Below are 19,500 nucleotides of genomic sequence, written 5' to 3' on the forward strand. Positions count from 1 at the left end.
GAACGATCCTTGAGATGGAGCGGGAGCGTCTCATTGGCGTCCTCCACTTGGTTATAAGGAGAGTAAGGTCCATAATAATCTTCCAGTTTGCCGCTGTCGACGGCTGGGTTCAAACAGTTCGGACATTGAAAAAGCACGTGACTGGTTATGCCGTTGCATAGTGGACAAACATGAAACAAGGGTATCCTCCTCCGTTAGATACAGATTAGGAGTAGGATACCCTTTCTTTCCTTTTCTCATGACAAGCCGTTAATATTGCGCGATCTGCGCCATTCTGCGCCGCCAGGCCGGCCGCTTACATCTTCATGTTGCTGCTGTGGCCCGGGGACAGCTTGGCCGTCGGATCGATATACACCTTCGCGTTGTTCACCGCTGTCGGCGCTTCGCCGAATCCGACCGCAATCAATTTGAGCTTGCCGGGATATGTCGTAATATCGCCTGCCGCGAATATGCCCGGAATGTTGGTCTCCATCCGGGTGTCGACGACAATCGATCCGCCTTCAATGTTCAAGCCCCATTCGGCAATCGGCCCCAACGAGGATACGAATCCGAAGTTAACGATGACCGCATCGACATCGATATCCATCGAGCCCTTGCTCTTCGTATCGGTGATGGTCACCCGTTCCACGCGACCCGCGTCTCCATGCAGGGCGGTAATCTCCTTCGGCGTCAGCACTTGCACCTTCGAGCTCATCAATTGCTCGACGCTGTGCTCATGAGCGCGGAATTTGTCGCGGCGGTGAATCAAGGTCACCTGCTCCGCGATCGGCTCCAGCATCAAGGCCCAGTCTACGGCGGAATCGCCGCCGCCGCTGATCAGGACGCGCTGACCTTTGAACTGCTGCAGATCGCTGACGAAATAGTGCAGGTTCGACTTCTCGTACTGCGCGGCTTCCGGCAGTTCGAGCCGGCGCGGTTCGAAGGCGCCCACGCCCGCGGTGATGATCACGGCCTTGGCGTGGTGGACCTGCTTATCGGTCGTGATCGCGAAGAGGCGCTCATCGAGCTTCTCGACCTTAAGCACCTTCTCTTCCAAGCGCACATCGGGGTGGAAATGATCCATCTGCTGCTTGAGCTGATTGACCAGCTCCTGGGCCGTAACCTTCGGGAATCCGGCTACGTCGTAAATGTATTTCTCCGGGTACAGGGCTGCCAACTGTCCTCCCAATTGAGGCATGCTCTCGAGCAGCCGCACGGATGCTTGACGCATGCCGCCGTAGAAGGCGGCAAACATTCCGGCAGGACCGCCACCAATAATAAGAATATCTACAATATCTTGTTGTGAAGCTGGCTGTGAATCCAAGGCAGAGCACCTCCAAAATGACGATGTCAGACCACGTGATCATGGTCATTGTGCAATCCGGCACATTATCCATTATAAACCTAGTACGGAGAGAAGGAAACAATGCATTTGAAAATGTTTCAAGTCATGTCAGCGGTTTTCAAAAATAAAATGTGGTACAATATAGGAAAGAAGGAAGAAGACGAAAATATCGACCCATAAATTTACAGTTTAAAAAAACAAACATGTAAAACGCTTACATTTTGGATTCGGTAAAAATGATGCTGTCAATCGTCTGTGAAAATGTCACTTTAACTGTGCTATGAAAATGTCACTTGTGTGATCAGAGGTCAGCCTTACCAGGTGACCTCTGCATAGCTATTATGTTGCGAATACATTGCATCTTGGAACGAACTGTTTTTTGTGGTACGCTTATTTTTAGTGTTATCATACGTGGTTTTCCACGGATGATTCTGGGCGGGTTTGCGTGGCGACGCAGAACTCGCCTTTTTTGATCCAGACGTCTTGCGCTGTGGCTTCTGAGTTTCTTTGAGTGCCCAGGGCTGGCCTTGGTGCCACAACAATACATCCCCTGTTAACGTCTCCCGCACTTCAACCGTCGTTTTTGCATCCAGACGAAGGGAAGCAGGCTGGGCAAGGGTATAGCACTTTCCGTTGTACGAGAGGGTGTTTCCGGTCCCGAGTTGCCGATAATTGCGAAGCGTGAACACATGATTTAAATCGATAGACGGATCAAGCTTCAGGTAAGCCGAATCGGTCATTTTTGGCTCTATGGCAAATTTGTGATTGTGCTTCTGCAATAGGCTGGGCAGAGCCGCGTTCGCCTCTTCCAGCGTCTTGATGCCAAGAAGCCGCAGTTCGATCACCAAGCGATCCTGAAATGTTTGCCAGAGGCGTTCTACCCGTCCCTTGGCTTGCGGTGTAATTGCCTTGATGTGCTCAATATGCAAGTCAGCCATCGCTTTGCCGAAGTGGGAGAGCGGTTTGGTCTCCCCAGCGAGCTCTTGCTCGAGCGTCAGCTTTTCGTTAGGCGACCGGAAAATCGTATGCCGATCACTGTAAAGCCCAAGGGGAACCCCGTATTTTTCTATCCCTTGCTGCATGACTAGAGAGTAGGCCTCCCGGCATTCGTTCGGACGAAAGACGGCACCGACAACGGTACCTGTTGCATCGTCAATCGCAGCATGCAGCGTAAAGGATGAAGCCCGATCCTCCAACCATGCATAAGGAGTTGCGTCAATCTGCCACAGCATGCCGGCTTGCGGTTTGCGTTCCCGTGGCGGATGGGCTTTACTGCGACGCCGCTGCTTGGCTTGCTTGAGCCCACTAGCCAGAAGGATACGTCTCACGCTGGAAGCGCTCAGTGTCAACGATTCATGCTCCTCAAGAAGCTCTGCGAAGTGGCAGCAATTGCTTCCGTAATACTTGGCTGTGTACAGCTCAACGATTCGTTCCTTCACTTCATTGGGAAGGGCGTGATGAGGCTGTTTCCCCCGATTCTTGTGTATAAGTTCTTGTGCTCCTTTTCCGGATTGGTATTTCTTCTTTAGCCGAATGACTTGGCGTTCTGATAAACCCAGCGCTGCCGCTCCCTCCCTATTGGTCATCCGCCCATCTATGATTTTCTCCACAACGAGTACCTTCTTCATTTCTGCTTTCGTCAATGTCAATATCTCCTGTCCCATAGTGACATTATCTCAGAACAGTTATAGGGTGACATTATCACAGAAGAACAACATCGGTAAAAATGATGCTTGTATTTTAGCTGGAAACTCGATATCATTGCATGTGGATTGTATACAAAGTTCGATAAATTGTCGATGATGCAATTCATAGCGGCGCTTCTTTTTTACAACATTGCGCAGCACTAGTTTGTTTTTTTTTGTGGGGATTTTCACATTTCCACAACGACTTATTATAAATGGGCGTCGAAGCACAGCCGATTCTTTTCCTGCGGGTCCACAGAGTCGGCTCAAGTTGATTTACCCGACTGGAAGGAGCAAATTACGATGAGCAACATACCTAAAATCGTCATTTTAGGCGCGGGTTACGGTGGCATCATGGCAGCTCAGCGGCTGCAAAAAGAACTGAATTACAATGAAGCGGATGTAACGCTGGTCAACAAACATGACTACCATTACTTCACGACTCATTTGCATATGCCTGCTGCCGGTACAGACTCCTATGAGAATGCGCGCGTATCGATTTCGAAGCTGATCGACGAGTTCAAGATCGATTTCGTCAAATCGACCGTGAAAGAAATTCGCGTGCAAGACAAGAAGGTCATTTTGGAAGACGGAACGCTGTCCTTTGATTACTTGGTCATCGGCCTAGGCGGCGAGCCGGAGACATTTGGCATTCCGGGTCTGGGCGAGTATGCGTTCAGCATTCGCAGCATCAACTCGGTTCGCGTTATCCGCGAGCATATTGAGCATCAATTCGCTCTGTTCAAGCAGGACGAGAGCAAGAAGGAGCGCCTGAATTTCATCGTCGGCGGAGCGGGCTTCACCGGCATCGAGTTCGTAGGCGAATTGTCCGATCGCGTTCCGCAGCTGTGCAAGCAGTTCGATGTCGATCCGCAGCTGGTCCATATTTATAACATTGAAGCGGCGCCGACAGCGCTCCCGGGCTTCGACCCGGAACTTGTCGAATACGCGATGGACGTGCTGAAGAAGAAGGGCGTCACCTTCAAGCTGGCGACCGCCATCAAGGAATGCACGCCGGAAGGCGTCGTGCTCGCGACCGGCGAAGAGATCAAGGCGTCCACTGTCGTATGGACCGGGGGGATCCGCGGCAACCGTCTTATCGAGCAAGCCGGCTTCGAAGCGATGCGCGGCCGCGTGAAGGTCGATGAATATTTGAGAGCGCCCGGCCATGATAACATCTTTATTATCGGTGACAACTCGCTGATGATTAACCCGGCCAACGATCGTCCATACCCGCCGACGGCGCAAATGGCGATGCAGCAAGGTCCGGTATGCACAAGCAATATCGTTGCTTCCATTCGCAATCAACCGCTTAAGAAATTCGAGTTCCATAATAAAGGGACGGTAGCATCCCTGGGCAAAGGCGAAGCGATCGGGGTCGTCGGCTCGAAGAAGCTGAAAGGCTTCTGGGCGGCGCAGTTGAAAAAAGTGATCGACATTCGCTGGCTGTTCATCATCGGCGGCATTTCCTTGGCGCTTCGCAAAGGGAAGTTCTTCTAAGCGATGCGTCATTGCAGCGTGCAGGTGCGCGGGCTGCTGACCCGCCCCGAATTGGATCGCTACAACGCCTTGATGGAGGTTGGATCGTACCTGGAGCAGCAGAACCGCCACGATCTGGCCTATACAGTTCAAAAAGAAGTCGATCTGCTCATTCAACCGGCGATCGAACGGCTGAAGGAAAAAAGCCGCATGCGGGATCGCATGACGGCGGAATATTTGGCTTCTTTACAGGATGAAGAAGATTGATTCAAGATGGCACATCGTCGCCGCAGCTCGTTGCGGCGGCGTTTTTTTTGACTAGACATAAATATTTTTGATTGAACCTGATATAAAACAACTATTTTTTTGATGTTTATGGTCCGTGCTATAGTGTAACCAATCAACTGATGCCCGTGAGGTCATCCTGATCTGTTCGATTGCCCATGAGGCGGAAATCCAATTTGGAGGTGGAAGCGGTTTGCGTATCACATCAAATGAAAGCGGTGGCAACAACTTGTCGGGCCGCCTGGATCGGCTGCCTGTCAGTTCGCTTCACCGCAAGACGTTAGTGACGCTGGCCATCATTTATTTTTTTGAATATGCGGATTTGAATACGTTTTCTTTCGTCGCCCCGGTATTGAAAAAGGAGTGGGGGATGTCCGTCACGGAGATTGGGTGGATTACATCCAGCTCTTTTCTCGGGATGTTCATCGGTTCGGTATTCGGCGGATGGTTCGCGGACCGATACGGAAGAAAGCGGGCCATTATGATGATGACCTTATTTTTTTCCGTCTTCTCTATGCTGACGAGTGTGGCCTGGAATCCGGTCATCCTCGGAATCTTTCGCTTCTTGACCGGGATGGGAGTGTCCGCGGCTCTGATCAATTCGAGCTCGAGTTCGGAAGCTTCAGCGTATTCGCCTTCATCTCGCTGTGCTGGATCGGTTCGGCGCTTGCCTTGAGCTTCGGTCCCGCCACCAACCGGCGCAGCCTGGATGAATTCGAGAGCGGCGAAGAAGAGATCCAACCGTTCGAGCGCACCCGGGCGGTAACGGCGATGGCCAAGAACGATTGAGCAGGAAGCGAAGAGAAGATAGAGAGAGGCCACCCAGGTTTTGCTCTATCTTCTTTTTGGCGTTTCCAAGTCTCTGTTTTTCATAAAATCCACGAATTCCTTAATGAGCGTCAAATTAAGCGACTCTTTCCGGTAAATCATCCACGATTTCCGCTTCCATGGCTCGCCATGCTTTGAGGTCAAATTAATTTTGTATAAATCCTCCTGACCGCCGAGCACGATAGTCGGCAATATGGCATATCCGAGCCCGTTCAACACCATTTCCTTGCCGGTCTCCATCTTGTCTACCTCCATCGCGATGTTCGGAGGCAGCGAATACCGCTCCTTCCACCAGAGGTCCATCGTATTTTTCAGGGAAGGCTCCGTTTTATAATTGATTCGCGGGAGGCTGGGCAGGTCCTGAAGATGAATTTCATGCTTGGAGACGATGCAAATGTTCTCCTCCATCATTAAATGCTTCCCGTCCGGCCAATCATAATCGCCCCGAAGCATGCCGATATGGACATGCTGGCTGTAGACGGAATGAACGAGATTCGAGCTCCAGTCCGTCATGACCCTCACTTCCACGTCCGGGTATTGCTCCAGAAATTGCTTCAGAATGGAGGGGAGAATAGGTCGCAATACGCCTAAGCGAAGGATTCCCGTGACCTTGTTATCCATATTCCGCAAAAATTCTTTCGTCTGGCGAAGCTGCAGGCGCAAATCGATTATACCTTCGGCCAGGTCAGCCTTGACAAGAACGTCATCGATTATAAAGTCACTTGCGGCAATCTGACGGCGGCGGTCGGACTGTATGCCGCGGAAGAGGGCTACGTTGCCTTGACCGAACCAATCACGGAAGTGAAGATATACAATAGCAATATCGATAAAATAATTATCGCCGAAATTCCGGTGAAGAACGGGGCCATCCAATATGAAGGCCGGTTCAGTATCGTCGACTGCGTCAACACGATTGTCTTTGTCCGCGCGCGGGATGTCGGGCTTGCGGGCACGGAGCTTCGGGAGGGCATCAACGGCAATGCGGCGCTGCTGGACACGCTGGAGCAGGTTCGTGTCGGGGGCGGCATTCTCGCCGGGCTGATACAGCCGGATGAACCGGTCGGCACGGGAACCCATTCGCTCCCCAAGCTCGTCATCGTCGCGGAGCCGGCCGATTATATCACGTCGGCCAAGGAGATGATCCGAGCGGCGGACATCGATATTTTATCGCGCTATATTTCGATGGGAGGCCTTCATAAGGCGCATGCCGTCGGCGGGGCGTTGGCGCTTGCGGCCGCCTGCCAAATACCGGGGACATCCCCAACCGGTTGGCTGCCTCGTCCGGTTCGGCCGTGCGCATCAGCCACCCGTCAGGCACGATGTATGCGGAAGCCGCCGTCGCCCGGACCGCTTTGGATTGGCTTGTCACGCGGGCGGCATGCGGCAGAACCGCCCGCAGATTAATGGCCGGCGACGCCTATATTCCGGCCGCCCTGCTGGCATCCGCTAACTGAGCGGCTCATGGAACCGCAAAAAAACCGGGAAGCCCCTGTGGCTTCCCGGTCTGAATTTTCGTTCCCGGCTATATCACGCTACACCTTCAGCATCTCGTTCAGCTTCTCCGGTGTGAGTAAGTTTCCGACGTAGAAGGATCCGAACTCGCCGAAGCGGGCGCTCACTTCATCGAAGCGCATCTCGTAGACCAGCTTCTTGAATTGGAGCGCGTCGTCGCTGAACAGCGTAACGCCCCATTCCCAGTCGTCCAGGCCGACGGAGCCGGTAATGATCTGCTTCACCTTGCCGGCATAGCTGCGGCCGATCATGCCGTGGCTTCGCATCATGGCGCGCCGATCGTCCATCGACAGCATGTACCAGTTGTCGGAGAGATCGCGCTTCTTGTTCATCGGATAGAAGCAGATATGCTTGCTTTTCGGCAGCGTCGGCTTGAGGCGGGCTGCCACTTCCGGATTATCCATCGGATCGCCGGTCGCCCCCGGCTTCGCCATATAATTGCTAAGCTCGACAATGCTCACGTACGAATAAGTCGGAATCGTATATTGTGCGAAGGAGGTTTTGTTGAAGGCATGCTCCATCGCGTTCAATTCTTCCAAGGTCTCGCGCAGATGGAATTGAACGAGATCGGCCTTCTGCCCGACGATGCTGTATACAGCGGTGCTTCCCCGCTTCTCTTCTTCGGCCTGAGTCCAATCGGACCAGAGCGATTGCAGTTCGTCCAGCGCATGCGCCCGCTCCTCGTCATCCGCCTTGTTCCACTTCGTCCAGTCGATTAAGCGAAAATCATGGAGCGCATACCAGCCTTCCAATGTTAATGCGGCTTCATTCATGTCGTGAACCTCCAATGCTTTATTATATGAAGATGTCTTCATCATCGAACATGCACAAGGCCATTGTAGCTTATCTGTCAGCCCAGGAGCAACTTGGAGGTGATAAATGTCACTGAATGTTCGTTGATTTTTGGCTTCTGTGCCAGTACACTAATACTAATCAAGGCAAATTAGTGAATTTTGGATATGCGGCAGGCCGTCGGAGTATCCACGTGGAGATAGGTTACAGGGGGATGATGATAGACATGATGGGATGGATTATGGTCATCATTTTGATGATGCTGTTCTTCGTCATGATGTTCGGCATCGGGTTTATTTTGAACATGCTGATGAAGACGACCTGGTTCCCAATCGGATTTTATATCGTTATTGTGCTGCCGGCGACCATTTGGATGCTGTGGAAGAGCGAGATGTCCTTTATCGGCAATATCGGAAGCTACGGGCTTGTCGATTATTTGACGGCGTTGGCCGGACTGGCCGGAGCCTTCGTCAGCGGCAAGACGATCGACGTGCTTCGCAAGAGCGGATACAAAATGTTTTGATAAGCTGTGCTGGGCGTGGAACGGGTTCCGCGCCTTTTTGGATCGGCAATAGCGGCCTTTCCGGGCGAAGCGTCCAGGGCTTGCAGTCGCCCCTCAGGCCTTTAAGAAGCACGGATACCGCCGGATGTGGCGCAAATGGTAAGAATCCTGCAAAAGAGCAGTAATTTTTTTACTTATGGAGAAAAATTAAGGATATTACTGCAAAAGTGCAGGAATTCGCCTCTCTCATTCTAATAGAGTCCTTTGTCGGCCGAAATTCATGTAAATTTGCAGGAATCCCCAGTTCGAACATTCGCCTCGGTGACAATCCTGTATTATTGCAGTATTTTCCTAGAATCGCAACGACAAAAGTACGCGCCTACAGCGCCGCATTGTGCCAAACAACGAGTGAAATCCGCGGAAGGAAGCAGGAGCATTAATTTCTCGGACGGATTCTCTCTGAAAATTTTCCTCAAGTAGCTAATTCCACACCTGCAAACTTCAAACTACCTACCTCCGCAGCCGCAAACTTCAAAGTGCTATCTCCATACTACCTATTTTTCGCAGCCGCAAACTTCAAGTAAGTATCTCCAAACTAACTACCTCCTCAGTGGAAAACTTCAAAGCAGTAATCTCCAAAGAAGTTGTCTCCAAAGAAGTTTCTCCAAAGCAGTAATCCTCAAAGCAGTTATCTCCAAAGTACCCTATCTCAAATGCAGCAAACACCAATATCGTTAATCTCTAGGGCGGCAATCTTTAAAGCCGTTATCACTATAGCAGCAAGCTATAAAGCAGTAATTTTCAAAATCATGATCTTCAGAGTTGATCTCTTCTAGGTTGTTCTCTTCAAAGTCTTTCCCCTCATAGCCGTTCCTTTTCAACGTTGCTATCCCCAATGTCGTTATCCCCGTTATACCCAATATAGAATAGTATCCCTGTGTGTAGATATTTATCCTTGTAGCCAGCCCGCCAGGGTGTTTTAGTGGAATGTATAGAGCTTCTGGCAATATTTTGATCGGCGGCAACAGTAGCTCCGGCGGCCAGGAGGGAACGAAGTTGGAGGTGATGCAGCAAGATGAGGATGTTGGCCTTCCGGAAGGCTTGATTCATGTTGATATGAAAAGGAGGAATGTAAGGAAATGAGGGCAGCGAAACGCAAAGCACTGGTTTGTCTCTTCGTGATCGCCTTGCTCTGTTCCGTCTTCCCGGCAAGCGTCTTTGCGGCCCCTGCCTGGGCGCCGAATACCGCTTACCGGGCCGGCGATGTCGTCACCTACGGCGGCGCCGACTACAAGTGCATCCAGCCGCACACATCGCTGAATGGATGGGAGCCGCCGAACGCGCCGGCGCTGTGGACGCCGCATGCAGGCCCCGGACCGGACCCGGAGCCGGATACCGAGCCGCCGACAGCCCCGGCGAATCTGGCCGTGACGGGCTTCACGGCCACGTCCGTCTCGCTGAGCTGGAGCGCAGCGAGCGATAATGTCGGCGTCCCCGGCTACGAGGTATACCGGAACGGGGCGCTCGCGGGAACGACCGCGCTTACATCGTATACCGTGACGGGACTGACGCCGGACACGCCGTATTCGTTCACCGTGAAGGCGAAGGATGCGGCGGGGAACGCATCCGATCCGAGCGCGGCCGTGACCGTCACGACGGCGCCGGACGGGCCGGGGCCGAATCCGATTCCCGGCAAGCTGCTGATCGGCTACTGGCATAACTTCGACAACGGCTCGACCGCCTTGAAGCTGCGCGACGTATCGCCGCAGTATGACGTCATCCATGTCGCCTTCGCTGAGACGGCCGGGGGAGACCGCTCGACCTTGAGCTTCACGCCGTACAACGCCACGGTGGAGGAATTCCGTGCGGATGTCGCCTATTTGCACAGCCAGGGAAAGAAGGTGCTGATCTCCATCGGCGGGCAGAACGGCTCGGTCGAGCTTCACAGCAATCAGGACGTCCAAAATTTCGTGAATTCATTGGAAAACATCATCCGAACCTATGGCTTTGACGGACTGGACATCGATTTGGAGGGGGGCTCCGTCTCGCTGGGCGCGGGTGACACCGATTACCGCCATCCGACGACGCCGAAAATCGTCAACCTCATTGCCGCCGTCCGGCTGCTCAGCGATCGCGTCGGCCCGGATTTCATGCTGACGATGGCGCCGGAGATCGCCTGCGTCCAGGGCGGCATCGTCGCCTACGCCGGGCCATGGGGCGCTTACCTGCCTGTCATTCACGCGCTGCGCGACAAGCTGGATTTCATTCATGTCCAGCATTATAACGCCGGCGGCAACGAGGCGCTGGACGGCCGCGTCTATACGCAGGGGACGGCCGACTTCCAGGTGGCCATGGCGGAAATGCTGCTGCGCGGCTTCCCGATCGGACGCAACCCGAACAATCCGTTCCAGCCGCTGCGGGAAGATCAGGTCGCGATCGGCCTGCCTGCCGTGCCTAGCGCCGCGCCTTCGGGCGGCTACGCCTCGGGGGCGGATATCGCGAAGGCGCTCCGCTACATCGTGAAGGGGACCTCCTACGGCGGTGCGTATAAGCTGCAGCAAGCCGGGGGCTATCCGAACTTCCGCGGCGTGATGACATGGTCGGTCAATTGGGACGCCACGAGCGGCTACGCCTTTGCGAATCAGGTCCGGTCGGCCTTCAACGGATTAAGCGGCGCCGCCGGCCTCGCCGCTGGCCCGGAACAGGCGGTCCGCATCCTCTCGGCGCCGCCAGCCGAAGCGTTGGCAGCCGAAGCGCCACTTTCGGCAGTCGGCGAAGCGTCGCTACCAATAGTCGCCAAATCGCCGACCACTGCTGACGGAGCCCTTGCCGCGGCTGCCGCATGGGCTCCGGGGGTGAGCTACGCCGCCGACGATCTCGTCTCGTATCAAGGGAAGATATACCGCTGCCGGCAGCCGCATACGTCGCTGGCGGGCTGGGAGCCGCCTAACGTCCCGGCGCTGTGGAGCTACGTCCGCGAGGGAGAAGCGCCGGAAGATAACGAACCTCCCAGCGCTCCCGCCGATCTGCGGCTGATCGCCAAGACGGCGACCAGCGTGTCGCTCGCCTGGAGCCCGGCATCAGACAATATCGCGGTGACCGGATACGACGTATACCGGGATCAGACATTGGCCGCCGCGACGAGCCGCACAAGCGCGAATGTGACCGGGCTATCGCCGGAGACGACGTATTCCTTCACGGTGAAGGCGAAGGATGCGGCCGGCAATGTCTCCCCGCCCAGCGCCGCCTTGAGCGTGAAGACCTCCGCTGCCGGCGGGCCAGATATGCTGCCCGGCAAAGTATTGGTCGGCTACTGGCATAACTTCGTGAACGGAGCGGGCTTCCTTCCGCTGCGGGAGGTTTCGGACAATTTCGATGTCATCCATGTCGCATTTGCCGAACCGGCGGACAACAGCGGGAAGATCGAATTCACGCCTTACCAATATGCTGATGCCGACTTCAAGGAAGATGTCGCTTACTTGCAGAGTCTGGGCAAAAAAGTGACCCTCTCGATCGGCGGCCAGAACGGCCACGTCGAACTGACGACTCCCGCCGCCCGCGACCGGTTCGTGCAGTCGGTGATCGCGATTATCGAGAAATACGGCTTCGACGGATTGGACATTGATTTCGAAGGGCAATCGCTGTATTTGAACCAGGGGGACACAGATCTCGATCACCCGACGACACCGGCGGTTATCCATCTGATCGAGGCGCTGCGAACCATTCATGATCATTTCGGATCGGAGCTCCTGCTGACGATGGCGCCGGAGACGTTTTTCGTCCAGGTCGGGTATACGAATTACGGCGCCGGGCAATGGGGCGGCGATCGGCGCGCCGGGGCGTACCTGCCCGTCATCCACGCCTTGCGCGACATCATCGCTTGGGTACAGGTGCAGCATTATAATTCAGGACCGGTGACCGGTCTCGACGATCGGTTCTATTCGATGGGCGGCGCCGACTTCCATGTGGCGATGGCCGACATGCTGGTGACGGGCTTCCCGCTCGCCAAAGATCCGAACCGGGTCTTCCCGGGGCTGCGCCCGGACCAGGTCGTCATCGGCCTGCCGGCCGCCAGCCAGGCGGGCAACGGCTATACGCCCCCCGCAGAAGTGCACAAGGCGCTTGATTATCTCATCAAAGGCCGCTCGTTCGGGGGAAGCTATACTCTGCGGAATCCGTCCGGTTATCCTGAGCTGCGCGGCCTGATGACGTGGTCGATCAATTGGGACCGCTTCAATCAATTCGGGTTCTCCAATCCGCACCGCGCTTATTTGGACCCGTTGAAATAATCGTCCTTCGGCAGGGAAAGAGCCGGGGTGAAGGGGGCTTTTGACAGAAGGCGGCCGCATCGCATAAAATAATGATATGCCTGCCGCAGCGAGACGGGCGGGCCAACATTCGAAGGAAAGGGCAAGGTATACCGCCGATGAACAATTAATCCGAACTGAAGCGAATCATTTTGACGATATCGATTTCAAAATGTACGTTCAGAGAGGATAGATCTGCCTGCTGGCGGATTGTCACCGGCTATGTCTTGACCGAAATTCAAGGATATCATTGCTGCTGCGCGCTTCGGCGCAGTGAGCCCCTGCGCGGGTACGCGCGGCGGGCTGGCTATCCAGCGGCGCAGGCGCTGAGACATGCAACCGGCTTCGGCCGCTTGCGAAGGGACGCTGCCCTTGGGGCATGCGCCGTCTTGCGGCTTGCCGGCATCATGGCCGGCGGTCGGGCATCCTTGAGCATTGCCGTAGCATCTATCCTCTCTGGAATCCAGGGAGGTTTTTTTATGAACCAAAATAGACATTCGGAAGGCAGGCCATTGATCCCTGCCGGCAAGCTAATATTGGAGACGAGCGGACTGGCCGCCGAGGCCGGAGACCGCCGCCTGTTCACGATTCCGGAGACGCTGCGCGTCTATTCCGGCGAACGGATCGGACTGATCGGGGCAAACGGCGCTGGCAAGACGACGCTGATCCGGATATTGGCCGGGCTGCTGGAGCCCGCGCAAGGGAGTGTCCGGCAAATGGCGTCCTGCGCCTTCGTGCCCCAGCTCGACGATATTCGGGATGAAGTCTCGGCCGAGGCGACGCTTAGCGGGGGAGAACGGACGAGACGGCGGCTGGAACAGGCGCTGCAGGGCGGCGCCGAGCTGCTGCTGCTCGACGAGCCGACCAGCCATCTCGATATGGAGCAGATGAAGCGGATGGAAGACCGGCTGCTCGATTTCTCACGGACGGGCACGCTGCTGCTTATCTCGCATGACCGGACGCTCCTGAACCGGGTTTGCACGAAAATATGGGAGATGGAGAACGGGACCCTCCATATTTATGCCGGCGGCTACGACGATTACTGCGTAGAGAAGGAACGGCTGCGTACGGAGCGCCAGCGCGAGTATGACCAGTACATCGCGGAGCGGGACCGGCTGCAGGAGATGATCGTCCAGACGAGGGTCATGGCGCAGGGCGTCGGCACCCCGCGTCCGCGCAAAGGATTGACCAGCAAGGAGATTCGTTCTGCCCGGCCTCACTTCAACCGCAAGCAGGGGAAGATGGATAAGCGGGTCAAGGCGATGGAGACGCGGCTGGAGAAGCTGCCGCAGGTGGAGCGCCCGTTCGAGCTTCCGCCTGTCGCCTTCGATGCGGAATGCCATCGGCCGCTGCGAAGCAAGACCGCGCTTGAGGTCAAGGAGCTGCGGCTGTGCGCCGGGGAGCGGGAGTTAGTGCGGGACGGCAGCTTCCGCATCCGTCCGCAGATGAAGGTGGCCTTGCTCGGGCCGAACGGATCGGGGAAGACGACGCTGCTGCGGCTGCTGAAGCAGCGAAGCGAAGCGCCGGACGGCGGGCCGGAAGAGGGCGCTTCATCCGCTATGATCCGGTTCGCGCCGAATGCGCGTGTCGCCTATTTCGATCAGAAGCTGTACTCGCTTGACCTGCAGGAGAGCGCCTTGGCGAATGTGCAGAAGTCGAGCGCTTACGACCAGACCGCTATTAGCACGGCGCTGGCCCGGCTGCGGCTCCGCCGGGACGAGGCGTTGAAGCCGGTCTGGCAGCTAAGCGGCGGAGAGAAGGTCAAGACGCAGCTCGTCAAGCTGTTCCTGAGCGAAGCCAATGTGCTGCTGCTGGATGAGCCGACGAATTACCTCGACATCGAGGCGCGCGAGGAGTTGGAGCGGGTGCTGGCCGCCTATCCGGGGACACTTCTGTTCGCGACCCATGACCGGATGCTGCTGGAACGGACGGCCACGCATGTCCTCCGCATCAGCGGACAGTCGCTGGAGCTGCTGCCGATCGAGGCGCTGCATGCAGGCAAGGAGACGCCGCCGAAGCAGGACTCGCAAGCCGCTGGCCCGGCCCGGGAGGAAGCGGCCTGGACGAAAGAGCAGCGGATGAAGGTCGAGCTGGAATGGTCCGAGCTGCTGTCCCGGCTGTCCCAGCCGATTCGCCTTGATGAGGCGGAGAAGGAGCGGCTGGAGCGGCGTTATGCCGAACTGCTCGAGCTGCGCCGGGCGATGCGATGAACGGGACATCCCGAATCGGCTGCCGCGGCTGCGGCGGCCGGACCGGACTAGTGCACGGGGCGTCCGCCATAGCCGAACGCCGTATTTTTCCCCGGACGGTTCGTCCCCAAGTATGTTACAATAGGTGAACGTGACGTGCACGGATGAAAAGGAGAGAGTGTCATGCGAATGTCCAACATGCATCATTTTACAGAGCACCATCGGTATGTGGCTTACCGGGAATTCAGCCTCAGCGAGCTGGATCGGAAGATGCTGTCCCACGTCTATCAGCCGATGGTCGGAGCATTCGCGATTGGGTTATATCATTTATTGTATCAGCATGCCCCTGCGGACCGCGTCGGCTATTCGGGCGTCGATGCGCAGCGCCGGCTGTTCCTGCTGCTTGGGCTGGAGCCAAGCGAGAAGGGGCGGACCTACTTCGTCGAACAGACCTCGAAGCTGGAGGCGGTCGGATTGCTGCAGACGTCGCGGATGCTGCTTCCGGACATGGAAGAGTACATGTACGAGTACGAGCTTCAGCCTCCGCTGTCGCCTCATGAATTTTTCCGGACTCAGCATCTGACCCTGCTGCTGCGCGACTTCGTCGGCAAGTACGCCGTGCTGAATCTGAGGGAGCAATTCAGTACCGGCGAGCCGTTCGATGCGACGGTGAAGGAGGCGGAGCGGGAAAATATTTCGATTCCGTTCTATGAACTGTTCCGCCTGAACACGCAGGTGATTGATGTCGAGCTGGAGCAGGCGCTGGATGAAGTGGCGCCGAGCCGAGCGTCCGTCCGCCCTTCGGCGGTGACCGAGGAAGCGGAGGCGCCGGCCTTGAACTACGCCGACATTATTATCCGCTTCCCGAAGCAGTCGGTGAACCGGAGCTGCGTCGAACGGCTGCGCTATGACCGGGAAGGGCTCGGCGTCATCAATTATGTCGTCCGCAAGTTCGGGCTCACGCTGCAGGAGACGGTCCGGCTTCTCGATGAAGACGGCATATTTACGGAGGATGGCCGCATCGTCATCGATGAGCTGCAGCACCGGGCGCATCTTCACTTCCGCCAGAACAAGCGCCGCGGGGAATGGCAGGAGCGGGAGCAGCAGCGCATCGGCCATCTCGCGGAGGAAGCCGCGGCCCCGCAAGAGGAAGTCCCGGTCGAGATGGAGTTCTATGTCGACGTCCCGCCGCAGTTCAGCGGCAAATGCGATATTCACCAATACAATATGATGCTTCGCAACACGCCGTACACCCAACTGCTGGAGCGGTTTTTCCCGGGCGCGGTTCCGGACTCTTTTCTGGATATGTTCACCAAGATGGATATCAATTATAAGCTCCCGGATGAAGTCATTAACGTACTCATTCATTATTTGATGACCATGCTCGCGCAGGGGGCCGAGCAGCGGTTGAACCGCAACTTCGTCGAGGCGATTGTGTCCAATATGCTGGTGAAGCAGGTCCGCACCTACGAGCAAGCGGTAATGTATATCCGCCAGCAATCCCAGCTGCAGGAGCCGGGCGCGGCCCGCTCAGGCGGCAAACCTGCTTCGCAGCGCACGCGCAGCCGCTACGGGAAAACGGCGAAGCCAGCGATCCCGATCGTGACACGCTCGCAGGAGGCGTCTTCGTCGCTGTCGCAGGAGGAGATCGACGCCGCACGGGCGCTGGCCCGCAGATTGGACGGACAAGCTTAGGCCGGCAGGCGTGCTTGCAGGCTTCTACACGATGAATATCGAAGACAGAAGATAAGTCCAGCGGTATGATGTCAAGTCCCTGATTGATGAGAATTGGAAAATTTCCTTGGCGTGCAGCAGGATCAATCCCAAAAAAGGCATCACCAAACTAGACCCAGTCGAAAATTAAGTAAAATACCATAATTTAACTGGGAATTAGAGAAGAAAATTCATGAGCCAAGGCATTATTGCTCTGTCGGCTTCACCTTCCTTCTGGGCGTATAGAGTTGGTCGTTGCGTAGCAGCACATCGACCAGACGCACAAGTTTTCTTGCCGTTAAGACGAGGGCACGTTTGTGTTGATGCTTAGGGACTTCATTGAATTTCTTCCGGTAGTACTCACCGAATTCCGGGTCGCGGTTTTTTACCGAGTTGGCAGCTTCAACAAGGTAGTAGCGAAGGAATCGGTTGCCGGAACGAATGCGCTTTGTATCTTCCGCCTCGAAGGAGCCGGATTGGTGCTTGCGCCACGTCAGACCCGCATACTTGGCCAAGGCGGCTTGATCCGTGAAGCGGTCGATGTCGCCGATCTCGGCCAGGATGCCTGCGGCATAGACCCGATCAATGCCCGGAATGGAACGGAGGCACTGGCTGCTGGAAATGCCGTCTAAAATGCGCTCAATCGCCTTGTCGAGCTCTTTAAGCTGACTCTGGATGCTCCGGATCGACTGAATTGAGGTGCCCAGCACCAAATCAATGGAATCCTCGACAACCTTCGAGAGACGGTACGAGGCCCGAGCCGCCTTTTGAATACAGCGGGCGACGTGTTCGGGATCGGGGAAACGATTTCTCCCCTTGTCCTTGAGATAGTCAGCCAAACGGGCGACATCCATATTCGCCATCTCATCCAGACTATACTTTTCCGAGAGCATTTCCATGATGGCATGGCCGAACACGGAACTGTCCACCTCCGCGCGAAAAGCATTGCACTTGTAGAACAGATTTTGCAAAAAGTATTGCTTCTCGCGGGTAAGGTTGTGTACGAGATGGAATCGCATGCGAGTGAGCCGCTGCAAGGCGATGTACTGTTCCTGCATCACGATAGTCGTCGTGAGTCTGCCAAAACGCAGGCGGTCTGCAATGATCCAGGCATCGATGCGATCGGTTTTGTCCAGGTCGGCATAAGCGTCTTTGAATTTGTTAATCAGCTTCGGATTAATGGTGAACACCTTGGCATTCAATTGTTGAAGGGCCTCATCTTCATGCAAGTACATGGCTGGATGCCAGCTGTAGACGGATGTGGCTTCAAGCCCGATATGAACCTCAGAGCAGGCTGTCTTGACCGCAGCAGAAATGATGCGATCCCGCAAGTAAGAGGCGCCGTGCAGATTGTTGGTGGTCTTGAAGGTCTCCAGGGTGTCGCCATCCGATTTCATCAAACAGGCTTCCAGTTCTTCGGAACTGACGTCAATACCGACAAAAAGCTTCAAGAGAATTCCTCCTTTCTATAAGGGATTCAGGGAACGGACTCTCCGGACTGTCTCCGGCGCACTCGCCGATCAATCACCCTCGCATATGAGAACACGCTTCGGTTCATGAGCTGCCCCGACGCTGCTACAGTCGGGCATGAGTTGCCGAAGGGAACAGCCAGCGGGTAAGAAGTGCAAGCGAGTACCGGAGAAACAGACTTAAAAAGTAGATTGGACTACAGGAGGGAGACGAATTTCCCCGAATGGAACCCTAAGTTCCATTGTCCAGAGACATTCCGGAAAGTCCAGTCCCCATATTAATTTTCAATGTGCAAGCTGGAAATTTTGAAGGCATTCTATGTTCCTATAAAGGACTGGAAAAAGACTCAAAACTGCCTTCAGGAAATACTATACGAGGAGGGCTCCCGCATGGAATCGATAGGCGAACTGTTGAAGCAGCTGCCGCTTGGCAGCCGGCGCGCGCAAGCGGAGCAGAAAATGGCCGAGCTGATGAATCATCCGCTCGTCGCCGAATTCCGCAGCTCCCATCCCGAGCTGGACGAGCGCAGCCTTCGCATGAATATGAATAAATTGTACCAATACGTGAAGGAGGCGGGACATTGCAGCCAATGCCCGGGCCTGGAGCAGTGCCCGAACGATTTCCATGGGCATTACACCCGGCTGAGCGCCGAGACGGTCAACGGCCAGTCGTTCATCTATGACCGCAAAGTCCCGTGCCAGAAGTGGCTTGCGCATGAGCGCCAGCAGTCGATCCATAATCGCGTTCGTTCCTTTTATGTGGATGAGACGGCCCTCAAGCAGGGATATTCCGCCCGGGAGATGCTGGAGATCGACATGGAGCGGGTGCCGGCGGTCAAAAAGGTGATGGAATATGTGATGCAGGCGAAGGAATCCGGGCTGACGCCGCACGGATTGTACCTGGTCGGACCGTTCGGGACCGGGAAGACCTTCCTGATGAGCTATGTGCTGTACGAGCTGGCCCGCGCCGGTTATACCGGGGTCATCGTCTACATGCCGGAATTCGTCGAGGAGCTCAAATCGATGTTCCAGGAGCCGCAGAAGCTGCGGGAGACGATCGAGCTGATGAAGGAGACCGACCTGCTCGTCTTTGACGATATCGGAGCGGAGAATATGTCGGCCTGGGTGCGCGATCATGTGCTTGGCTCGATTTTGAACTACCGCATGAACCGGAAGCCGACCTTCTATACGTCGAATTATGACACGGACTCGCTGCTGAAGCATTTCAGCTACACGCGCGACGGGGAAGATATTTATAAGGCGGAACGCCTCATGGACCGGATTAAGCCGTTTACGGACATTGTCCATGTGAACGGGCGCAACAAACGCGGAATGTAAGACACGTGATGAGCGTGTCTTTTTTTTGAATTGACAACGCGGGTGCGTATAACGGTAAGGCTTCGAAGGCAGCAAAA

At 55.5% G+C, this 19,500-nt stretch carries 14 protein-coding genes and 1 pseudogene; 9 read left to right on the forward strand and 6 right to left on the reverse strand.

The genetic code is table 11. From position 1 onward, the window contains the following. Window positions 1-295 precede the first annotated feature (295 nt). Both OCY70_RS02140 and OCY70_RS02145 read right to left on the reverse strand, forming a co-directional pair. Entirely contained in the window at window positions 296-1,303 is a 1,008-nt protein-coding gene (locus OCY70_RS02140) for an NAD(P)/FAD-dependent oxidoreductase (RefSeq protein WP_213430830.1), read from the reverse strand. Window positions 1,304-1,638: 335 nt separating this feature from the next. After that, window positions 1,639-2,967 carry an ISNCY family transposase gene (locus OCY70_RS02145; RefSeq protein WP_261944557.1) on the reverse strand — a complete coding sequence of 443 codons (1,329 nt, stop codon included), beginning with the start codon at window positions 2,965-2,967 and terminating at the stop codon, window positions 1,639-1,641. A 345-nt stretch (window positions 2,968-3,312) separates the two neighbouring features. Here OCY70_RS02145 and OCY70_RS02150 point away from each other — a divergent pair, with 345 nt between their 5' ends. The 3 genes from OCY70_RS02150 (at window position 3,313) to OCY70_RS02160 (ending at window position 5,449) form a co-directional block, all read left to right on the forward strand. Beyond that, window positions 3,313-4,509 (forward strand): NAD(P)/FAD-dependent oxidoreductase, encoded by a 1,197-nt coding sequence (locus OCY70_RS02150; RefSeq protein WP_213430671.1) that lies wholly within the window; start codon window positions 3,313-3,315, stop codon window positions 4,507-4,509. 3 nt (window positions 4,510-4,512) lie between these two features. Then, the gene (locus OCY70_RS02155; protein ID WP_213430670.1) at window positions 4,513-4,755 is read left to right on the forward strand and encodes a hypothetical protein; all 243 of its coding nucleotides are present in this window, start codon (window positions 4,513-4,515) and stop codon (window positions 4,753-4,755) included. Window positions 4,756-4,966: 211 nt separating this feature from the next. Continuing rightward, window positions 4,967-5,449 (forward strand): MFS transporter, encoded by a 483-nt coding sequence (locus OCY70_RS02160; protein WP_249725548.1) that lies wholly within the window; start codon window positions 4,967-4,969, stop codon window positions 5,447-5,449. Window positions 5,450-5,607: 158 nt separating this feature from the next. On the opposite strand, the gene OCY70_RS02165 is transcribed toward OCY70_RS02160, so the two are convergent. After that, window positions 5,608-6,222: a substrate-binding domain-containing protein gene (locus tag OCY70_RS02165; protein WP_249725550.1), complete on the reverse strand. Its 615-nt coding sequence runs from the start codon at window positions 6,220-6,222 to the stop codon at window positions 5,608-5,610. Between the two features lie 84 nt (window positions 6,223-6,306). Between OCY70_RS02165 and OCY70_RS02170 the strand changes: the two are divergent. Further along, window positions 6,307-7,055: pseudogene (locus tag OCY70_RS02170) on the forward strand (PrpF domain-containing protein). 78 nt (window positions 7,056-7,133) lie between these two features. On the opposite strand, the gene hemQ reads toward OCY70_RS02170, so the two are convergent. Continuing rightward, the gene (gene hemQ, locus OCY70_RS02175; protein WP_213430669.1) at window positions 7,134-7,886 is read right to left on the reverse strand and encodes a hydrogen peroxide-dependent heme synthase; all 753 of its coding nucleotides are present in this window, start codon (window positions 7,884-7,886) and stop codon (window positions 7,134-7,136) included. 248 nt (window positions 7,887-8,134) lie between these two features. Between hemQ and OCY70_RS02180 the strand changes: the two genes are divergently transcribed. Beyond that, a complete protein-coding gene (locus OCY70_RS02180; RefSeq protein WP_213430672.1) occupies window positions 8,135-8,428 on the forward strand; it encodes a YuiB family protein in 294 nt (97 codons plus the stop codon). Window positions 8,429-9,141: 713 nt separating this feature from the next. Here OCY70_RS02180 and OCY70_RS02185 read toward each other — a convergent pair. Beyond that, window positions 9,142-9,432, reverse strand: coding sequence for a hypothetical protein (locus tag OCY70_RS02185; protein WP_213430668.1), 291 nt, complete (start codon window positions 9,430-9,432; stop codon window positions 9,142-9,144). Between the two features lie 114 nt (window positions 9,433-9,546). Between OCY70_RS02185 and OCY70_RS02190 the strand changes: the two genes are divergently transcribed. From OCY70_RS02190 to OCY70_RS02200, 3 genes are all read left to right on the forward strand, one after another. Further along, a complete protein-coding gene (locus OCY70_RS02190; protein WP_213430667.1) occupies window positions 9,547-12,696 on the forward strand; it encodes a chitinase in 3,150 nt (1,049 codons plus the stop codon). 497 nt (window positions 12,697-13,193) lie between these two features. Continuing rightward, window positions 13,194-14,924, forward strand: coding sequence for a ribosomal protection-like ABC-F family protein (gene abc-f, locus OCY70_RS02195; protein ID WP_261944558.1), 1,731 nt, complete (start codon window positions 13,194-13,196; stop codon window positions 14,922-14,924). 162 nt (window positions 14,925-15,086) lie between these two features. Beyond that, window positions 15,087-16,598, forward strand: coding sequence for a DnaD domain protein (locus OCY70_RS02200; RefSeq protein WP_213430665.1), 1,512 nt, complete (start codon window positions 15,087-15,089; stop codon window positions 16,596-16,598). A 224-nt stretch (window positions 16,599-16,822) separates the two neighbouring features. Here OCY70_RS02200 and OCY70_RS02205 read toward each other — a convergent pair whose 3' ends face one another. After that, window positions 16,823-18,067 (reverse strand): IS110 family transposase, encoded by a 1,245-nt coding sequence (locus tag OCY70_RS02205; protein WP_261944499.1) that lies wholly within the window; start codon window positions 18,065-18,067, stop codon window positions 16,823-16,825. A gap of 408 nt (window positions 18,068-18,475) precedes the next feature. Between OCY70_RS02205 and dnaI the strand changes: the two genes are divergently transcribed. Next, on the forward strand, window positions 18,476-19,423 hold the full coding sequence (dnaI, locus tag OCY70_RS02210) for a primosomal protein DnaI (RefSeq protein ID WP_213426126.1): 948 nt from the start codon (window positions 18,476-18,478) through the stop codon (window positions 19,421-19,423). The last annotated feature ends 77 nt before the right edge of the window (window positions 19,424-19,500 follow it).

The sequence above is a fragment of the Paenibacillus melissococcoides genome, assembly GCA_944800085.1.
Taxonomy (GTDB): Bacteria; Bacillota; Bacilli; order Paenibacillales; family Paenibacillaceae; genus Paenibacillus_B; species Paenibacillus_B melissococcoides.